Below are 17,852 nucleotides of genomic sequence, written 5' to 3' on the forward strand. Positions count from 1 at the left end.
GCACCTTCAATATCCAGAAGCTTTATTAGCTCTGGGATTGCTGTGATTTCATTGGACTTTTCAGAGGTCTTGACTTGCCCAAGAACGAGTTTGTTTTTACATGCAAACGCATTCACCATATGAATTGTTGATTGTCGGTTCCCACGTTGATAGGAGCCTCTTAATGTCTTGCCGTCTATCGCGATAAGTTGACCTTGCGTTATTTCATGCACGGCTTGCATCCACTTTATGAAACACAGCCTAAATTGCTCGGGGTCAATGCGTGAGATGGTCCTCGCGATGGTGTCATCGACAGGGACACCATCACTTAAATATCCATGCTGTTGAAACCAATCAAGATGACCAGCAGCGTAGTCACGGATCTCGCTCCAGCCCTCGGCTCCAGCGATAACGCCACACAAGGTAACAAATAAAATATCTTCGAGAGGGTAAGTGATTTTAGCCGATTGACGAGTGTCGGTAAGCTCACTGAAAAAGGTTGTGAAGGCTTCAAGGTACATAATTTACTCTCCTAAAAGAGAGTATAAGATCACAGCTAAGCCAAGGCGTCAAACAGATTGTGTATCAATTTCATCAGCTCAAAAAACGTTCACGATCTCACCCTGAGTTATGTTATTTGTATAAATTATGGGTGGCTACTTTTCCTTCTCGATTTAAAGTTAATATTCTAGTCATATCGATTGAAATTAAGTCGTTGAGTACATCAAACATAACCCTCGCCAAAGCAATGAAAACGAGTTAAGTTACTTGTACAAATTATGGGTGGCTACTTTTCCTTTAAGCCATAAACCCCAATCGAATTACCATTTCCTTATACTTGATTGCTATCAGGTTTTTCTGCTGTGCAGATTTCTGGATATGACAGGTAAGTCAATCATTTAACGTTAATACTTTAGTCATATCGATATAAATTGATGAGTTGATCACATAGTTCGTGACCCTCGCCAAAACCATGAAAACGAGTTATGTTATTTGTATAAATTATGGGTGGCTACTTTTCCTTCTCGATTTAAAGTTAATATTCTAGTCATATCGATTGAAATTAAGTCGTTGAGTACATCAAACATAACCCTCGCCAAAGCAATGAAAACGAGTTAAGTTACTTGTACAAATTATGGGTGGCTACTTTTCCTTCTTGCTATGGGTGGCTACTTTTCCTTCTTGCTATGGGTGGCTACTTTTCCTTCTTATTTAAAGGCGCTGTCGGCGCATTACCTGCGTTAACCGAATACTGTGAGCATTTAGAGCGAAAACGACGACAAGGCGCTGCAAATTGTCAGCGTTGGCTGTGCGCTTAAGTCATCATCCCCAATCGAATTACCATTTCCTTATACTTGATTGCTATCAAGATGTTCTGTTGTGCAGAATTCTGGACATGACAGGTAAACCACTCATTTAACGTTAATATTTTAGTCATATCGATATAAATTGATGAGTTGAGTACATCAAGTATAACCCTCGCCAAAGCAATGAAAACGAGTTAAGTTACTTGTACAAATTATGGGTGGCTAGTATTCCTACGCTCGCCAAAGCAATGAAAACGAGTTAAGTTACTTGTACAAATTATGGGTGGCTACTTTTCCTTCTTGCTATGGGTGGCTACTTTTCCTTCTTATTTAAAGGCGCTGTCGGCGCATTACCTGCGTTAACCGAATACTGTGAGCATTTAGAGCGAAAACGACGACAAGGCGCTGCAAATTGTCAGCGTTGGCTGTGCGCTTAAGTCATCATCCCCAATCGAATTACCATTTCCTTATACTTGATTGCTATCAAGATGTTCTGTTGTGCAGAATTCTGGACATGACAGGTAAACCACTCATTTAACGTTAATATTTTAGTCATATCGATATAAATTGATGAGTTGAGTACATCAAGTATAACCCTCGCCAAAGCAATGAAAACGAGTTAAGTTACTTGTACAAATTATGGGTGGCTAGTATTCCTACGTGAGATGGTCCTCGCGATGGTGTCATCGACAGGGACACCATCACTTAAATATCCATGCTGTTGAAACCAATCAAGATGACCATCAGCGTAATCACGGATCTCGCTCCAGCCCTCGGCTCCTGCTATAACGCCACACAAGGTAACAAATAAAATATCTTCGAGAGGGTAAGTGATTTTAGCCGATTGACGAGTGTCGGTAAGCTCACTCAAAAAGGTTGTGAAGGCTTCAAGGTACATAGTTTACTCTCCTAAAAGAGAGTATAAGATCACAGCTAAGCCAAGGCGTCAAACAGATTGTGTGTCAATATCATCAGCTCAAAAAACGTTCACGATCTCACCCTGGTCATAAAGATAACAATCCCGGCTAAAAAGCACTGCCGGGACGACAATAAGGTGGGTAACAAGCTTTGTTCAGTAATGTATTCATGCGGATTGGTACAAGAAACAATCAGACGTTTATTCGTTTATTCGTTTATTCGTTAAACGCTAAACGCCAAAGCAATGCCCTAAAACAAATCTAATCGTAAAATTCGAGGGGTAAGATATTTTGATAAACGTAGTAACCAAGTGGGCCCATCAGTAGGCTTAACATGGACCACAACAAGCGTTGGGCATTTTTGATATGTGCTTTCGAGGTAAAGGCTCTATAGCAAAAGTGAATGTGCAATATCATTAAAGCGATAAGCATAAAGACTAATGTAATATCCATATTATTCATGTCATGTTCCTTTGCATTGCAGCAATGACGTTAATTAAGTGTAAGCTTAAATTAAAATTCTGCAGTAAAAAATTCGAAGATCCGCTTTCAACTCTGCAATTCATTCTTACATTGCTAATTTACTGCAAAATTAAACAGAATAATAGTCAGTAAACCATTAAATATTCATAATTTTTTCATTTTTACACAAAGGTATGATTTTTACTTGTTGATGTTGTGATTGTTTGAACTGCATCATACTTCTTTCAGGTAACCACAATGCGTACTTATGCATTACGGCCAAAAAGAGTGAACTGTTCACTAAGCTTTGTAACCATTGGTAAACATTGGGGTAGGGTAAAGCGTTAAACCAAATCGGTTCAACATTCGCAAACTGGCGAATAAATGGAAAAATAGCAAAGTCAGCCATAGTTGGGCTATCTGCACATAAAAACGCTTGTTGAGCTAATTTATCTTCTAATAACTGCAAAAATATTTCTGCCTGTTGGCGATACCAGGTTTGGCTGTGTTCAGGGAACCTGTCAGCGTATTTGTATTTATCTAACCAGGGCTTAAAATCATGATCGTTTGCTTTAATTAACGCATGTGTTTGTGGCTTTGGTAACTCATCAAGTAATGTTTGATAAGCCTCGGGCGTTAACCAGGGCGAGCTTGGGTCTAGGTGTTGAGTTAAGGCAAATTGCATTATTTCAATGCTTTCTGCTATCACCTGCTGCTCAGCGGTGATCAACACTGGCACAGTACCTTTTGCTGATACGGCGAGCATCTCTTGCGGTTTATTTTTGAGTTCGATTTCACGCACGATGGGGTTTAACGTGCTTAAATGTAAACCTATTCGGGCGCGCATAGCATAGGGGCATCGACGAAACGTGTACAAAATAGCTGAATTCATAAAGTCACTTTTCTAAAAATGAGAAAACATTTGTGCCAAACAACCAAGACACCCGCTGAGGTCGACAGTTTAAGGCTAATTTACTTGCAGATCGAATTTTTGAGTGTGTTTTAATGGTGACTTGGGTATACTTTCCGCCGTTTTTTTGAGTTAGCGCACGGTGCGTTAGCCTTATATGCACTGGAAGTTAAGTTCCAGCCAGCGGAGTTATTATTATATGCAAGACACTCATTTAGCCCAAACATCACCCACTCAAGTCGTTGTGTGTGCCCTTTATAAGTTTGTCGCTTTGCCTCATTTTGAGTCGATCCGTCAGCCATTATTGTCAGTAATGGAGCAAAACGAAGTGAAAGGGACTTTGTTATTGGCTCAGGAAGGTATTAACGGCACTGTGGCGAGTACACAACAAGGTATCGATAACTTACTGGGTTGGTTAGATACGCAACCTGGGTTAGATCATATCGTTACCAAAGTGTCGTTTGACACTGAGATGCCTTTTTATCGCACCAAAGTGAAGCTTAAAAAAGAAATCGTGACTATGGGTGTTGAAGGTATTGATCCACGTAAAGTGGTGGGTACTTATGTTAAGCCTAAGGATTGGAATGCACTGATTTCTGATCCAGATGTCATTTTGGTCGATACGCGTAACGATTACGAAGTGAAAATTGGTACCTTTAAAAATGCCGTTAACCCTGTAACAGAAACCTTTCGTGAGTTTCCTGAGTACGTAAAACAGAATTTAGATCCTGCGAAACACAAAAAAGTGGCGATGTTCTGTACTGGTGGTATTCGCTGTGAAAAATCAACCGCATACTTAAAAGAGCAGGGCTTTGATGAGGTGTATCATCTTGAAGGCGGCATTTTAAAATATCTTGAAGAAGTTGAACAAGAGCAAAGCCTGTGGGAAGGCGAGTGTTTTGTGTTTGATAATCGCGTGGCGGTTAATCACAGCCTAGAGAAAGGCCAATATGACCAATGTAATGCTTGTCGTATGCCGATCACCGAAGAAGAGAAACTGTCTGAAGCTTATGTACAAGGTGTGAGTTGCCCGCATTGTATTGACAAAATTCCAGCAGAGCAGCGTCAACGTTTTATTGAGCGTGAACGCCAGGTGCAATTGGCGTTGCAACGCGGCGAAGCACACATTGGTAGCGATGTTAATCAAGTGATTGAAGCTCGTCGTCAACAAAAAGAAGCGCAGCGTAAAGCGCAAGAGAAAGTGAATAAAAAATAACGCCTATTAGGCCTTATTTTAAAATGAGCCCAATCGGTAACGGTTGGGCTTTTTGTATGCTCGTTGAATGCCAAATTCCAGAGATAGCGAATGTAACGCAGCATTGTAAGTGCTTCATATTTAAAATTTATTTAGAGTATTTGAGCAAAGCAGACATTAAACCCGTATAAATGGTTTAGCAAGCGCCATAAGTGTGCTATTTTGAGCGCTTTTTTCGATTAGACGACTGAAGGTAAGCCAATGTTTGTTGGATTTGATTATGGCAGTGCTAACTGTGCAATAGGGGTAATGATTGACGATGCGGTAACCTTACTGCCGTTATCCGCCAATTCTGATTTTATGCCTTCAACCTTATACGCCATGGACCGCGAGCTGATTGCCGAGGCGGTTTATCAAGGTTTACCAGAGCCGTTAAAAGCGGAATATTCTCACCTTCGTAGCTCGCAATTAATGCGCGCTAAGCAAATGCGCCATGAATTGGACTTAATGCCCAATGAACAAGCCGTATTTGTCGGCCAGGCCGCCATTGATGCATACCTTGAAATGCCCGAAGAAGGATTTTATGTCCGTTCGCCAAAATCATTTTTAGGCGCTAACGGCCTGCGTCCAGATCAGATAGGCTTGTTTGAAGATATCGTCACTTTAATGATGCAACACGTTAAAAAACTAGCAGATAAAGCCTTACAGCAAAAGTCGTTGCCGCCAGCAACCCATGCAGTTATTGGCCGGCCGGTCAACTTTCAAGGCATAGGCGGCGAAGACAGTAACCAGCAAGCTGAAACCATTTTACGCCTTGCGGCATCTCGTGCAGGGTTTACTGAAGTGACATTCTTGTTTGAGCCGTTAGCCGCAGGGATGGATTTTGAGTCAACCCTAGACAGCGATAACACCGTATTGGTGGTCGATGTGGGCGGTGGTACAACGGATTGCTCAGTGGTAACGATGGGGCCTTCGCACAGTAACAATACCGATCGCACTCAAGACTGTTTAGGCCACTCTGGGCAACGTATTGGCGGTAATGATTTAGATATCGCGCTGGCCATGACAGGCCTAATGCCGAGTTTTGGCGCAGATACCTTAATGACTAACGGTAAACCTATGCCAAGAGCGCCATTTTGGAATGCGGTGTCGGTGAACGACATTAGTGCTCAACGTGATTTTGTCAGTTTAGCGTCGCGTAAATTGGTTGAGTCGATGATCAAAGAGGCTGAACAACCACAACTTCTACAACGCTTACAAACGGTACAAAAAAATCAAATGAGCTATCAAGTGGTGCGCCAGGCTGAAGCGGCAAAAATCAGTTTATCTGACGCAGAGAGCACCCAGTGTTCGCTTGATTTTATTGAAAAAGGTTTGTTTGTTACTTTATCGGCTGAACAGTTTAAACAAGCGATTAGCGACCCATTAGCTAAAGTTGAAGCGTTAATGCAGCAAGCCATGAACACGGCGATTACACAGGCACAACAACAAGATTGCGCTTTGCCAAGCAGTCCTGATATTGTTTATGTTACCGGTGGTACAGCTCGTAGCCCTGCGATTTACCAAAAAATTGCCAGTGTTTATCCGTCTGCAAAAGTGGTGGTTGGTGATCACTTTGGTTCGGTAACGGCAGGGTTAACCCGTTGTGCCCAATATGCATTTAACTAAATAGAGTCAATAATATGCACAGTCAATTAAGGTTTAAGTTTGCAAAGGTTGCGTCTAAAACGGCATCACTGTTATTCGCCACATTGTTAGGCAGTGTAGTACTGAGTGGCTGTAGTGATGATGTGGGTAAAGTCAGTTTAGGGTTATTTACCACTAAAGATGTGATTATTGATGCTAAACACGATCCTAAAATACCAGGGGTGACTTGTCATATTAGCCGTATTGAGGCCAATTTAGACTTAGCCGACCCGTCTGATATGAGCATCAGTTGCCGTCAAACCGGCCCGATAAGCCAAGCTGAATTAGCCGATATTGATAAGTCGAAAAATGGCGAGGTGGTGTTTAAAGAATCTTTGAGTATTTTATTTAAAAGCTTAAAAGTGCGCCGTATTTTTGATGCTGAAAATCAAACGTTATTGTATTTATCATACTCAACCAAAGAAACCAACGGCAGTCATAAACATGCGTTGTCTACCGTGCCGCTATACGGCACTGCAGCCTGGCAAAAGCCATTAACCACACAGTAAATGCATAATAAAAAAGTAAACCCATAATAAAAAAGGCAAATAATCTGAGCTCAGGTTATTTGCCTTTTTTTATGATGAGCTAGCGAGTTATACCCGTGCCGCCCGTTTTAATATCCATAGCCACAATGCAGGCAATAAGGTGATATAAAAAAACATCATTGTAGCGCCGATATCGCCGGACAATAAAGTGCTAAAAATAAACCTGACAATACCCATCGGGTCCCACGGCATGTAATTCAGATTACCGTGTAAAAAAATGGTCGCTAAAACCACCACTGTCATTGTTAACCATTGTTTGCCTGGCTCATAGCTTTTAATCACAAATGCAGGAATAAACGCCACCAAACCGATCCCGACAAAGTTTTGAGCTAAATGGGTGATGGTGGGGTAGCCACTGATGTTAAACCACCAAAAAACATTGCCCGCAGCCGACTGTCCTATCGCTGCGATGCTTAACGCGAAATAAGCTATGCCTACGCATAAACTGAGTATCACTAATCTGATGAAGTTCATTTGTGTCCTTTTAAATGATTGAAAAAAAACTTACTTGTTTAACACTGCATTGTAACGTTCAAAAGCCGCTTCAAGATCGGCAATTAAGTCATCGGTATCTTCTAATCCGATGTGCAATCTAATCAGCGGTTTACTGCTATCCCATTGGGTTGCTGTGCGGATATTATTAATGCCAAATACGCCTAAAATCAAGCTTTCAAAACCGCCCCATGAGAAACCCATTTTAAAGTGGGCCATGTTTTCAACAAATGCGGTAACAGAGGCTAAGTCACCTTGCTTTAATACAAATGAAAACAGGCCATTACCGCTGCTAAAGTCACGTTTAAAGAACTCATGGCCTGGGCAGGTTTCAAAGGCAGGGTGACGCACATGGTCGACTTCTGGTCGACTTGCTAACCAATTAGCCACGTTAAGGGCATTTTTATTATGTTGCGCCATACGTACCCCTAAGGTACGCAAGCCGCGGGCAGCTAAATACACGTCGTCTGGTGAGGTGGTTTGCCCCATTAAATAACTGTTTTCGCGCAGTTGATCCCAGCATTTTTCATTAGCGGTTGCGGTGCCCATCATCACATCAGAATGGCCGACAATGTACTTAGTCGCGGCTTGAATCGATACATCAACCCCCATATCAAATGGGCGCGAGTTAATCGGTGATGCCCAGGTATTATCGAGCATAACAATCATGTCGTGCTCGTGAGCGATGCGGCTTAATGTTGGTACATCTTGTACTTCCATGGTGATAGAACCTGGCGATTCTAAAAACAACACCTTGGTGTTAGGACGAATAAGTTCTCGAATGCCTTCACCGATCATTGGGTCATAATAAGTGGTTTCGATACCAAATCCAGCGAGCATTTTATTGCATAAATCACGTGTCGGTTCATAGGCGGTGTCGACCATGAGCAAATGGTCGCCACTTTTTAAGAATGATAATAATGCGCTACTGATTGCGCCAGCCCCTGATGGGTATAATGCAGTGCCCACACCTCCTTCAAGTTCACTAATGGCTTGTTGAAATGAGAAGTGGGTTGGCGTGCCGCGGCGGCCATAAAACATTTCGCCGTTAGTTTTGTTTTTTATCGCAAAACGCATCTCATCCATAGTGTCAAAAACCACGGTTGAAGCTCTAAATACTGGCGGGTTAATAATACCTTTGGTGAATTTTTTCTCGCGACCGACACTGACGATTTGAGTGGCTAATTTGTCGTTTTTGCTCATGTGTTCACTTCCATATTCAGCCGATTAGCGCTGACTTTGCCTATCAATAAATAAGATTTGAATGTCATCCTAGCACCAAAAGCGTAAATAAAAGCGCCTAATTGACAAGCTTGACTATTTTTCATCAACTAAAGGTAATGTAAGGCAAATTTCTACGCCTTCGATGTTATTGTCTAAAAGGTTAGTGGCTTTAATTTTACCATGATGAAAATCGGTCACTAACCTCGCAATATACAAACCCAGGCCCAAATGGGGCTTGCCATTCACGCCCTGTGGACGAATAGACACCATGGACTCAAAAATTTGGCTGTTCATGTCTTTGGGTAACAAAGGTCCGATATTACTGACTTTTAAGATGGCTTGCTTTTGGTATTGTGTCAGGCTTACCGTGATGGCGGTGCCTTTGTCACTGAACTCAATCGCATTATTAATCAGCTTATCCATTAACTGAGCGATGTATTCCGGTACGCCCTGGCATTGCATGTTTTTGTCTTCAATGTGGACGGTAAACAATTGCTCAGGATAAGTGAGTTGATAACCTTGCATGCAGCCGCTAATGACTTTTTTAAGCGAGAATCGGCAGCTTTCTGCTTGAGTTAAACTGGCTTCTAATCGGGTGGCTTCACTTAAATTATTTAAGATTAAATGCAGGCGATTCACCCCTTCCTGGGCGCGATTAACGTACTTTTGCGATTGCTCGTCAAGTTGCTGCAAACCTAAATGCTCAAGCGAGCTGCGCACCACAGCGACTGGCGTACGTAACTCGTGCGATAAGCGCGACGACATGTTTTCCAGGTAATGAGTATATTGTCCTAAACGACTGACAATACTCGAGAAACTGCGTGACAAATCGCCAATTTCATCACGATTTTTAGAGGCTTCAATTTGCTGGCGTACACGGCCCTGGCTGTCGATAGCCAGTTCGGCTTGGTCGCGCAAACTGCGTATACGGCTAGAAATACTCGAGGCAAAGATAAACAGCGCCAGCGTGCCCATGCTCATAATGGTTAAAATAACGTTGAACAGTTTTTCAAGGGCGCGGTTACGCAAGCTGCGAATGCCATGAGTGGTTTCTTCGGCTATCACTACCCCCATCACTTTATCGTCAATCCAAATCGGGCTCGCTGCGGCTAACACTACCGCTTTATTGTCGGGGGTTAAGCGCCAGGTTGAGCCTTGTTTACCGCTTAAGGCTTTTTCAATGTGGCTGCCCGTAAGCTCGGTTGAGTCTTGCAGTGAGTCGATAAAATCTTGTGGCGGCCGGGTGAGTATTTTGTAGTACAAAGGCAATATATAGTTTTGCTTAATACCTTGCCAAAATGAGCTGGACTGGCTCACGTCTAAGTCGTCTGCCCAGGTGTTAGAGGAGGTGCGAATATCGCCCGATTTTGCTAATACGCGGCCATGATTATCGACCACCCAAATACGTGAGCTGTTGTGGCTCATGCCTTTAATAATGCTTTCTATTTCAGGCGAGGGCACGAGTACCGTGCCTAAACTGGCAACAGAATCAGTGGCAGAAGTACCAATCACATTTACCAATTGACGATTATTGGTATCGTTAACGTTATGAATGGCAAAGCCCAACTTACTGCCCACCATGGTGAGGGGTAATCTAAATTCTATATTGTAACCCTGGTCTGTTTGCAGCCATTGCCCCTGAATCCGCGACTCAGGCTCTACCGGGGTTGATTGTGTCGGATCGGCTGGCAATTCAAATGCACTGAGCCAACCGCTTTTGGTATTAGCAATAATGTAGCGTCGAAATTGGCCGTCTGGTGATTGCGTGGCCATCACTAAATGATCGTTCCTGTCGACCCGTAAACTTTTACGGCTACGAAACACCACTTCTGGGTCTCTTACCTGGAAAAAGCCATACAAATAACCGCCGTATTTCCCCACCATGTGGGTAAAGCTGATATTGATAGGTTCGGCTTCATTACGTTGATAAATCAGGTGGTTATCGGCGTAATTTAGTGTGCGATGTTGGTATAAGTCCCAGTCGCTTAATTTCCCGTCTAGTTGAATGGGGCCGGCAATGGGATAGGCATATAAGTCGCGGCCTTTTTCAACCTGATTTAAAAAACTGGCCTGGTTGTCAAACAGTTTTGGGCGCTCGTGTAATGCGGTTGCGAGTGCTTGTGTTGTGCCTTCAAGGGTTTTTTCCTGACCATGACGTAGGTATTTTTCCATCTCCCATACGTACTCGTACCCAAGCCAGGGGAGACAGAGTAAAAAGAGTGACAAGATAACGACTTTGGCTCGTAGCCCTAAAGGTAAGTACATCAATTAAATATTGTCCCAGCGATAACCCATGCCGTAAACCGTGTCGATACAATCAAATTCATTATCGATGGCAATAAACTTTTTACGGATACGTTTTACGTGGGAGGTAATTGTACTGTCATCGACATAAATCTTGGCTTCTTGCATTAAATCCTGACGACTGCGCACATGCCCCGGGTGTTTGGCCATGGCATGGACCATCCAAAATTCGGTGACGGTAAGTTCAATGGGTTGGGTTTTCCAGTACACCTGAATGCGGTTGCCATCAATGGTTAAATGGCCGCGCTCGAGTAGATTGTCTTCTACAGGGCTTGAGCCAATCAGCTCTGAACGGCGAAATAATGCCGCAATCCGTGCGAGTAAATGCGGAAAACTCACATCTTTAGTTAAGTAATCATCGGCGCCTAAACGTAAGCCGCAAACAGTGTCGAAATCACTGTCACGCGCGGTTAAAAAGATGATCGGTAAGCTGCTCGACATGGCGCGCAGTGCCTGACACAAGGTAAAGCCACCGTCTATTTCATGCTCAAGACCAATATCAATAATGGCTAAATCGGGCAGGCGCGCATTAAAGGCCAACATCGCCGCAGGGCGATTAGCATAGGCTTGGACGCTATAACCTTGTTGTTGCAGCACATCTTTGTAATTTTCGCGGATAGCCGCTTCATCTTCAACAATGGCAATTCGTTTCATGGCGTGACTTCAATTAATAGGGATAAAAATAAATACCCTGCTGACTATACAGGATTTTATCCACCAAAAAAGCCGCTAAAGCCAATTGCCATATTGTTGCCACATTTGATCGCCACATTGCCATTTTTACTCCCCAATAAAGCCATTTATATTTTGTTTAATGAGGGCATAAAGTTATGAGGTTGCACGTTAACCCAATGACTTTCACTTTACACATCATTGCTAAAAGGGACTCATTATGAAAAAGCAACTTATCGCCGCCACTATTATTAGCGCAATTTTATTACCTCACACTTCATGGGCTGTTGTGGCAGAACCTCAAGACGAGCGCGAGCACACAGAAGAATTAGTTGGCCTAAGCTCAGGCATATTATTAGGTGCGGTCATCGCGGGCCCAGTTGGCGCCATCATTGGAGCGTTCACTGGCACCATGATTGGTAAAACGGTAGGCGATGAAGCAGAGATTGCTGATAAAAACCAACAACTGGTAAAACAAGAACATGAATTAATCGAAACGCAGCAGCAACTCATCGCAATGGATTTGCAGCAACAAGAGTTAGTGCAGGTGTCTGAAAAATACTATCAGTTACAAACGAACCTTGCAGAACTCAATGCCAATCAACAACAAACGCTTAATGAATTGACCATCGGCATGAATGTGCAATTTAAAACGGGTTCGAGCCAAATAGAGCCTTTGTTTAAACAGCAGTTAGATAATGTGGCTTATATGATGACCTTATCACCTGAGCTGACCATTGATTTAACCGGCTATGCTGACCGCCGAGGTGCAGACCAATATAACCAGGCGTTGTCTGAGCAGCGTTTAGCTGAAGTGACCCAATATCTGGTCCTACAGGGTATCGACAGTCAACGCCTGCAAGGCAGAGCTTATGGTGCAACCTCACCATTACATACTGAGCAAAACCACGAAAATGACTTTTTCGATCGCAGAGTCACCCTGACGTTAATGTCTCCAGGTGCCGAGCTAGCCGCAAACTAATCGATTGTTATTCATTTTTATTTTATACCGACTCTGTTACGCCAATGCCTAAAGAGCATGCGTAATAGAGCAAGGAGCTGCTATGTGCTGGTTATCTCGTATGTCGTGTTTATCGAACCGTTTAGGTTATCAAAAGTGGTTTATTAGTGTGTTGTTGGTTATTTTTACTGCCACAGTGCAAGCCTCACCGTCAGGTGCAACCGATGAGGATATTACGCAAGGTACCTTGGTTTATTTTGCTAAAGATAAAGTGATACAAGCTTTGGCGATGGACACGCAAGTGAGCATGGATGTGTCTGGTTTACTGAATCGCGTGACGGTTAAGCAAGTCTTTATTAACGATACAGACCAATGGCTCAATGGCCGTTATGTTTTTCCGTTACCAGAAAATGCCGCCGTAGATAGCATGCAACTGCGTATTGGAGACAAGATTATCGCAGGGCAAATTCAACCCAAAAAACAAGCGATAAAAACCTTTGAAACAGCTAAAAAGCAAGGTAAACAAGCCAGCTTACTACAGCAACAGCGCCGAAATATTTTCACCTCAGAAGTGGCCAACTTAGGTCCGCACGATCAATTAGTGGTGGAACTCAGTTACCAACAAACATTGGACTTTAACGATGGTCTGTTTAGTTTGCGTTTTCCTATGGCTATTACGCCACGATATCACCCAGACAATACCAGCAACAAAGACAAACAGGCTTTAGCGATAGCCTATATTGACCCAACCGTGTTGCCAAATAGGGTCGCTGAAACCAGCAAAAATCAGGGCATTAATGTCAATATGCAAATTACCATTGATGCAGGCTTTACGTTAAATATCATTAACAGTCTGTATCACCCTATTAAGCAAAGCGTAAATGGCCAACGTTATACGGTGAGTTTTGAAGGTAAGCAAATTGCCGATCGTGATTTTGTGTTGCAGTGGCAAGCTGATGTTGGCGCATTGCCGCAAGCGGCAACCTTTTATCAAACCGGTAAAACCCATACCGTAGCGGTTAATCCAGACGACAATATAACCATCACCGCGGGTGATCAAAGCGTGTATTCATTAGTGATGTTAATGCCGCCAAGCGTTGAAGTGAGCGAGCAACATTTAATCGGCCGCGAATTGATTTTAGTGATTGATACATCGGGGTCTATGTCTGGCCAATCCATTGTTCAAGCCAAACAAGCACTGCAATTTGCGATAGCAGGCCTGCGCGATATCGATACCTTTAATATTATCGAGTTTAATCAAGACATCAGTTTATTATCCCCCGAGCCATTAACGGCCAATAGTCATAATTTGGGCTTGGCAAATCGTTTTATCTCGACGCTCGAGGCCGATGGTGGCACAGAAATGGCGCCAGCTATCCAAGCTGCATTAGTCGACACTTTGCAAAGTGAATCGGTTAATGTGCTTGGTGAATCAATGTTACGCCAGGTGATATTTATGACCGACGGTGCGGTCAGTAATGAGCAGCAGTTGTATCAATTAATTAGCGATCAACTGGGTGACAGTCGCTTTTTTACCGTTGGCATTGGTTCTGCGCCCAATTCAGACTTTATGCGCCGAGCTGCCAGCATGGGCCGAGGTACCTTTACCTATATTGGTAAAGAAACCGAAGTGCAACAAAAAATTGAGCAACTACTGACTAAAATAGAACAACCGGTTTTAACCAATATTGGTCTGTATTACCTCGACGGTAGTGTACCGGATTACTGGCCATCGACCATTAGCGACTTATATCAAAACGAGCCGTTGTGGGTCAGTATTAAATCACCAAGCCAGTTACTGCAGCCGATGATTGTGTCGGGCAACATTAATGGTCAATACTGGCAGCAACAACTTGATTTTACTGATAATCAACCAGCAAGAGGTATAGATCTGTTATGGGCGAATGCACAAATTACCGCATTGGAGTTACATAAAAATGCCGCCAGCGGCCCACGAGTGAATAAGCAAGTCGAAGCCTTAGGCATGCAATACCATTTAGTGACCAGCCAAACCAGCTTAGTTGCCGTCGATGTGACCCCCGTAAACCCAATGAGTGACACGACTATTGATACCAATGTGCAATCGCATTTGCCTCACGGGTTACAAGTGGGCAATCAGGCACAAATTTTACCGCAAACCGCGACATCGAGCCGTTTATGGTTATTGATTGGATTTAGCTTATTGGGTTTAGGTATCTTGCACTTTTTGTGGCTTAGACAGCGCTTACCTGGCCAGGTATTGGTAATAGAAGCCAATGTTTAAGGAGATAACTAATGAAGCCATCTCTACATGCCAAAATACATTTGTGGATTATGGCGCTGATAATACTAGTGGGCCTTGGGCTCATTGCTCAAGGAGGATATATGCAAGCTAAAGCCCATTTCGCCCAGTTTTTAATTGAGCGCGCATTTGAACAAACGCTGGTGGATAATCAGCCCCATAAGCCCTGGTCATGGGCCGACACGCACCCGGTCGCCAAAATGCGTTTACTGCAACACAATGCACAAGGAGGGCAGCAGCCACTTGGCCAGGATTTATATGTGCTTGCTGGGGCTTCAGGCCGAAATCTCGCCTTTGGGCCAAGCTTGATGTTAGCTGGGGCAGGCGTTGGCGAGCAGGGAAATATGATTATTGCCGGACACCGCGACAGCCATTTTATGCGCTTACAATATGTTAATGTCGGCGACATGATTGAGCTTTACAGCGCAACAGGGCAATTGCAGGTGTACCAAATTACCGCCACGCAAGTAGTGCATGAAACCGCAACCGAGGTGCTAGATCAAACAGAAAGCAGCAAGCTAACCTTAATTACCTGTTATCCATTTGATCAGCTTGCGGGCAATGCTGAATACCGCTATATCGTCGAAGCTACGCCATTGGTGTAACGATTAAAAAAAGCCCTATTCAGATTAATTTGGGCTTTTTAATCAGGCTAGTGAATATTTATTTTACTAATGTCGGTTTCATCATGAACCTGGCGTTGCAGTAATATATGTGCCGTTGATGAAACGCTAAATACTGGGGCGTCTGCCATTTTAAAATAATAAATAGGTTGCGAGTCACCTGTGCTGAGGTTCATTTTTTCAATATGCAGTGTCTCTTGGCTGACCGGTACGTAATACAGTTCACCTTGTTTGACTTGCCACATCCCAACGTTGGTATTGGCTTCGACGCCTAAAAAGTCCAGCTGCTGGGTCGTTAAATTATAGCGAGCGAAGTCTTGGCTGTTACTTTGCGTAAAATAGATAACGTCATCTACAACATCAAAATTAGTGATAGTTGATGGCAGGCTTATTTTGCTTTGAACACCGCTAATCACGTCAATAACAAGCAGTTGTTGATTGTTGGTATTACTTAAGATGGCTAGCTGGTTATTATTTAACCAGCGTACTTGATGGGCGTGGTTAATATCAATCGTTTGTACGTTGTCATTTGCAAAAGAGTAAACCCAAATCGCATTCACGGTAGAGATGATTATTTTTGCGTCATCTGGCGACCATTGTAACGGTTTTATTTGAAGATCTTGTCGAGGTAATGGCAGTTTTTTTACCTCACCGTCAGCTTGGCTAAGCCATATTTCGTCACGACCAGTACGATTACTGAAAAACACAAATTGTTCGGAATGATGGGCATAAGTGGGCATGTATTCATCTTTAGATGACAAAGCGATGAGTGTCTCTTTACCATGAGTATCGACATTAACTAAATTTGCTCGAGTTAATCCATGGCTAACAAATACATTCCCACCATTAATACTGCTTAGTTGGGTAATATTATTTAAATCAGACATGAGTTCGGTATGTTTATTACCTTCATTGTCGGTGATAAATAATTTACCTGCCGATAACCACATTAAATCACCGTTATCGAGGTATTGCACCGCTGAAATATTGATACCAGGCATGATGACTGTCCTTTGTATCGTTAAGGTTGGTACGTCGAATAAATGTAAGTGAGTTTGGTTGTTAAGCGTATTACGGCTCAATAAAGCAATCTGTTGTCCATTTGGTGAAAACTGGACGCTGATAAAACGTAATCGTTCATCAGCAAATGCAATACTCAATGCCGGTAAGGGATGTTGCTGGTTTAAATCGATGTCGAAACTGGTTATCCCTTGGCCTTCTGTTGCTGTCACTACCTGTATTTTAGCGTTTGTTTTCCAGCGTTGGCTGACTACATTTGCGATACCACAAGAGTATTGTTTGAGTTGCTCAGAAGTATGAAATCGATAGATGTTTAATTGACAATTACGCAGCCCTAAAGCTTCATTTTTACGTAAAAAAACACTCATTAAATCAACATTAGGTGATAACTTTGGTTGCCTTATTGTATCGGCGCTACGATAAATATTACGCTGCTTGTCACTGTCTAGGTGACGTGCAATAACATTAAATACCGCATCATTTTTATTGATGTACACCAACCAATCTCGCGTCGAGCTTGTGTCAAACTCAGCCCCTGGTGCATATGTGACCGTTTCACTTTCGACGACTTTTAATCGTGGTTCAGCCTTCGATAATAGCGGCGATGATTTAAACAGTAACAATACAACAAGTATGATAAAGCTCAGCATTACAGCTAGCCTCCATACTTTAGGTCGATGTTTTTGTTGCAATACCGTCTCGTGAGTTGCGCCCATAGCGTAATGGTTTGCCGTTAAGTTAGTAGGTTGACTGGCCTCGTCATTGTCGGCTTGTTTAACTTTTATATGTGGTGAAGTACTGGTTTGATTAAGCGGTAATTCTGCGCTGGTTGTGTCAAGGTTGTGTGATGTTGTTAGAGTATTTATCGTATCTAAAGCTGTCACTGCAACGCATAAACGATACCCTGCTCGAGGTAAGGTTTGGATATATTCTTGGGCTGGATCTAATTGTGCAATTACGGCGCGTAGTTGAGATACTGCGCGGTTAATTGCATTATCACTGACAATTCTATTTTGCCAAACGTGCGTAATTAGCTCTTCTCTATTAACAATTTTATGGTTGTTTGTACAAAAATAGTACAGTAGTTGAAATGATTGAGGCTTTAGTTGAACAATTTGTTCAGTGTTTAATGCTAAGGTCTGTGTTGCAAAATCTAATGTTAATGCACTTATTTTATAGTTTTTATGTGTGAGTAGCATATCCAATCCGTTGCTATTTTTTACATTATCAGTCCGTTGAGAAATGGCACAATATCAGCAATAAATCACTTT

Annotated in this window: 13 protein-coding genes and 3 pseudogenes; 8 read left to right on the forward strand and 8 right to left on the reverse strand. The window is 42.8% G+C overall.

All coding sequences use genetic code 11. The annotated features are described in order from the left end of the window. Positions 1–500 (reverse strand): ISAs1 family transposase (locus GQA99_RS02060; RefSeq protein WP_160052208.1); only part of this gene is annotated, 500 nt, incomplete at its 3' end. Positions 501–1,178: 678 nt separating this feature from the next. Between GQA99_RS02060 and GQA99_RS20765 the strand changes: the two are divergent. After that, positions 1,179–1,298 (forward strand): annotated as a pseudogene (locus GQA99_RS20765) (transposase); the annotation flags it as partial. A gap of 305 nt (positions 1,299–1,603) precedes the next feature. Continuing rightward, positions 1,604–1,723: pseudogene (locus GQA99_RS20770) on the forward strand (transposase); the annotation flags it as partial. Between the two features lie 221 nt (positions 1,724–1,944). Here the strand turns inward: GQA99_RS20770 and GQA99_RS02075 are convergent. Then, positions 1,945–2,184, reverse strand: a pseudogene (locus GQA99_RS02075) (transposase family protein); the annotation flags it as partial. A gap of 638 nt (positions 2,185–2,822) precedes the next feature. Further along, the gene (locus GQA99_RS02080; RefSeq protein WP_160052209.1) at positions 2,823–3,557 is read right to left on the reverse strand and encodes a glutathione S-transferase; all 735 of its coding nucleotides are present in this window, start codon (positions 3,555–3,557) and stop codon (positions 2,823–2,825) included. A 217-nt stretch (positions 3,558–3,774) separates the two neighbouring features. Here GQA99_RS02080 and trhO point away from each other — a divergent pair, with 217 nt between their 5' ends. The 3 genes from trhO to GQA99_RS02095 all read left to right on the forward strand — a co-directional run bounded on the left by trhO (position 3,775) and on the right by GQA99_RS02095 (position 6,965). Further along, positions 3,775–4,791 (forward strand): oxygen-dependent tRNA uridine(34) hydroxylase TrhO, encoded by a 1,017-nt coding sequence (gene trhO / locus GQA99_RS02085; protein WP_160052210.1) that lies wholly within the window; start codon positions 3,775–3,777, stop codon positions 4,789–4,791. A gap of 240 nt (positions 4,792–5,031) precedes the next feature. After that, positions 5,032–6,438: a molecular chaperone gene (gene yegD / locus GQA99_RS02090; RefSeq protein WP_160052211.1), complete on the forward strand. Its 1,407-nt coding sequence runs from the start codon at positions 5,032–5,034 to the stop codon at positions 6,436–6,438. Between the two features lie 14 nt (positions 6,439–6,452). Beyond that, positions 6,453–6,965, forward strand: coding sequence for a CreA family protein (locus GQA99_RS02095; RefSeq protein WP_229785849.1), 513 nt, complete (start codon positions 6,453–6,455; stop codon positions 6,963–6,965). Between the two features lie 87 nt (positions 6,966–7,052). Here the strand turns inward: GQA99_RS02095 and GQA99_RS02100 are convergent, their stop codons facing one another. The 4 genes from GQA99_RS02100 to pdsR form a co-directional block, all read right to left on the reverse strand. Further along, on the reverse strand, positions 7,053–7,478 hold the full coding sequence (locus GQA99_RS02100) for a hypothetical protein (protein ID WP_160052212.1): 426 nt from the start codon (positions 7,476–7,478) through the stop codon (positions 7,053–7,055). A gap of 30 nt (positions 7,479–7,508) precedes the next feature. Then, entirely contained in the window at positions 7,509–8,699 is a 1,191-nt protein-coding gene (locus GQA99_RS02105; RefSeq protein ID WP_160052213.1) for a cystathionine beta-lyase, read from the reverse strand. Positions 8,700–8,813: 114 nt separating this feature from the next. Beyond that, positions 8,814–10,985, reverse strand: coding sequence for a proteobacterial dedicated sortase system histidine kinase (pdsS, locus tag GQA99_RS02110; protein WP_160052541.1), 2,172 nt, complete (start codon positions 10,983–10,985; stop codon positions 8,814–8,816). A gap of 3 nt (positions 10,986–10,988) precedes the next feature. Then, entirely contained in the window at positions 10,989–11,678 is a 690-nt protein-coding gene (gene pdsR, locus GQA99_RS02115; protein WP_160052214.1) for a proteobacterial dedicated sortase system response regulator, read from the reverse strand. A gap of 238 nt (positions 11,679–11,916) precedes the next feature. On the opposite strand from pdsR, the gene pdsO reads away from it, so the two are divergent. The 3 genes from pdsO to GQA99_RS02130 all read left to right on the forward strand — a co-directional run bounded on the left by pdsO (position 11,917) and on the right by GQA99_RS02130 (position 15,543). Continuing rightward, a complete protein-coding gene (pdsO, locus tag GQA99_RS02120) occupies positions 11,917–12,678 on the forward strand; it encodes a sortase-associated OmpA-like protein PdsO (protein WP_160052215.1) in 762 nt (253 codons plus the stop codon). Between the two features lie 82 nt (positions 12,679–12,760). Next, positions 12,761–14,920: a marine proteobacterial sortase target protein gene (locus GQA99_RS02125; protein WP_160052216.1), complete on the forward strand. Its 2,160-nt coding sequence runs from the start codon at positions 12,761–12,763 to the stop codon at positions 14,918–14,920. Positions 14,921–14,931: 11 nt separating this feature from the next. Beyond that, positions 14,932–15,543, forward strand: a complete 612-nt coding sequence (locus GQA99_RS02130) for a class GN sortase (protein WP_160052217.1) — start codon at positions 14,932–14,934, stop codon at positions 15,541–15,543. A gap of 47 nt (positions 15,544–15,590) precedes the next feature. On the opposite strand, the gene GQA99_RS02135 is transcribed toward GQA99_RS02130, so the two are convergent. Then, positions 15,591–17,780 (reverse strand): winged helix-turn-helix domain-containing protein, encoded by a 2,190-nt coding sequence (locus GQA99_RS02135; RefSeq protein ID WP_160052218.1) that lies wholly within the window; start codon positions 17,778–17,780, stop codon positions 15,591–15,593. Between the last annotated feature and the right edge of the window lie 72 nt (positions 17,781–17,852).

Origin of the sequence: Shewanella litoralis (genome assembly GCF_009828585.1) — a bacterium.
Classification (GTDB): Bacteria; Pseudomonadota; Gammaproteobacteria; order Enterobacterales; family Shewanellaceae; genus Shewanella; species Shewanella litoralis.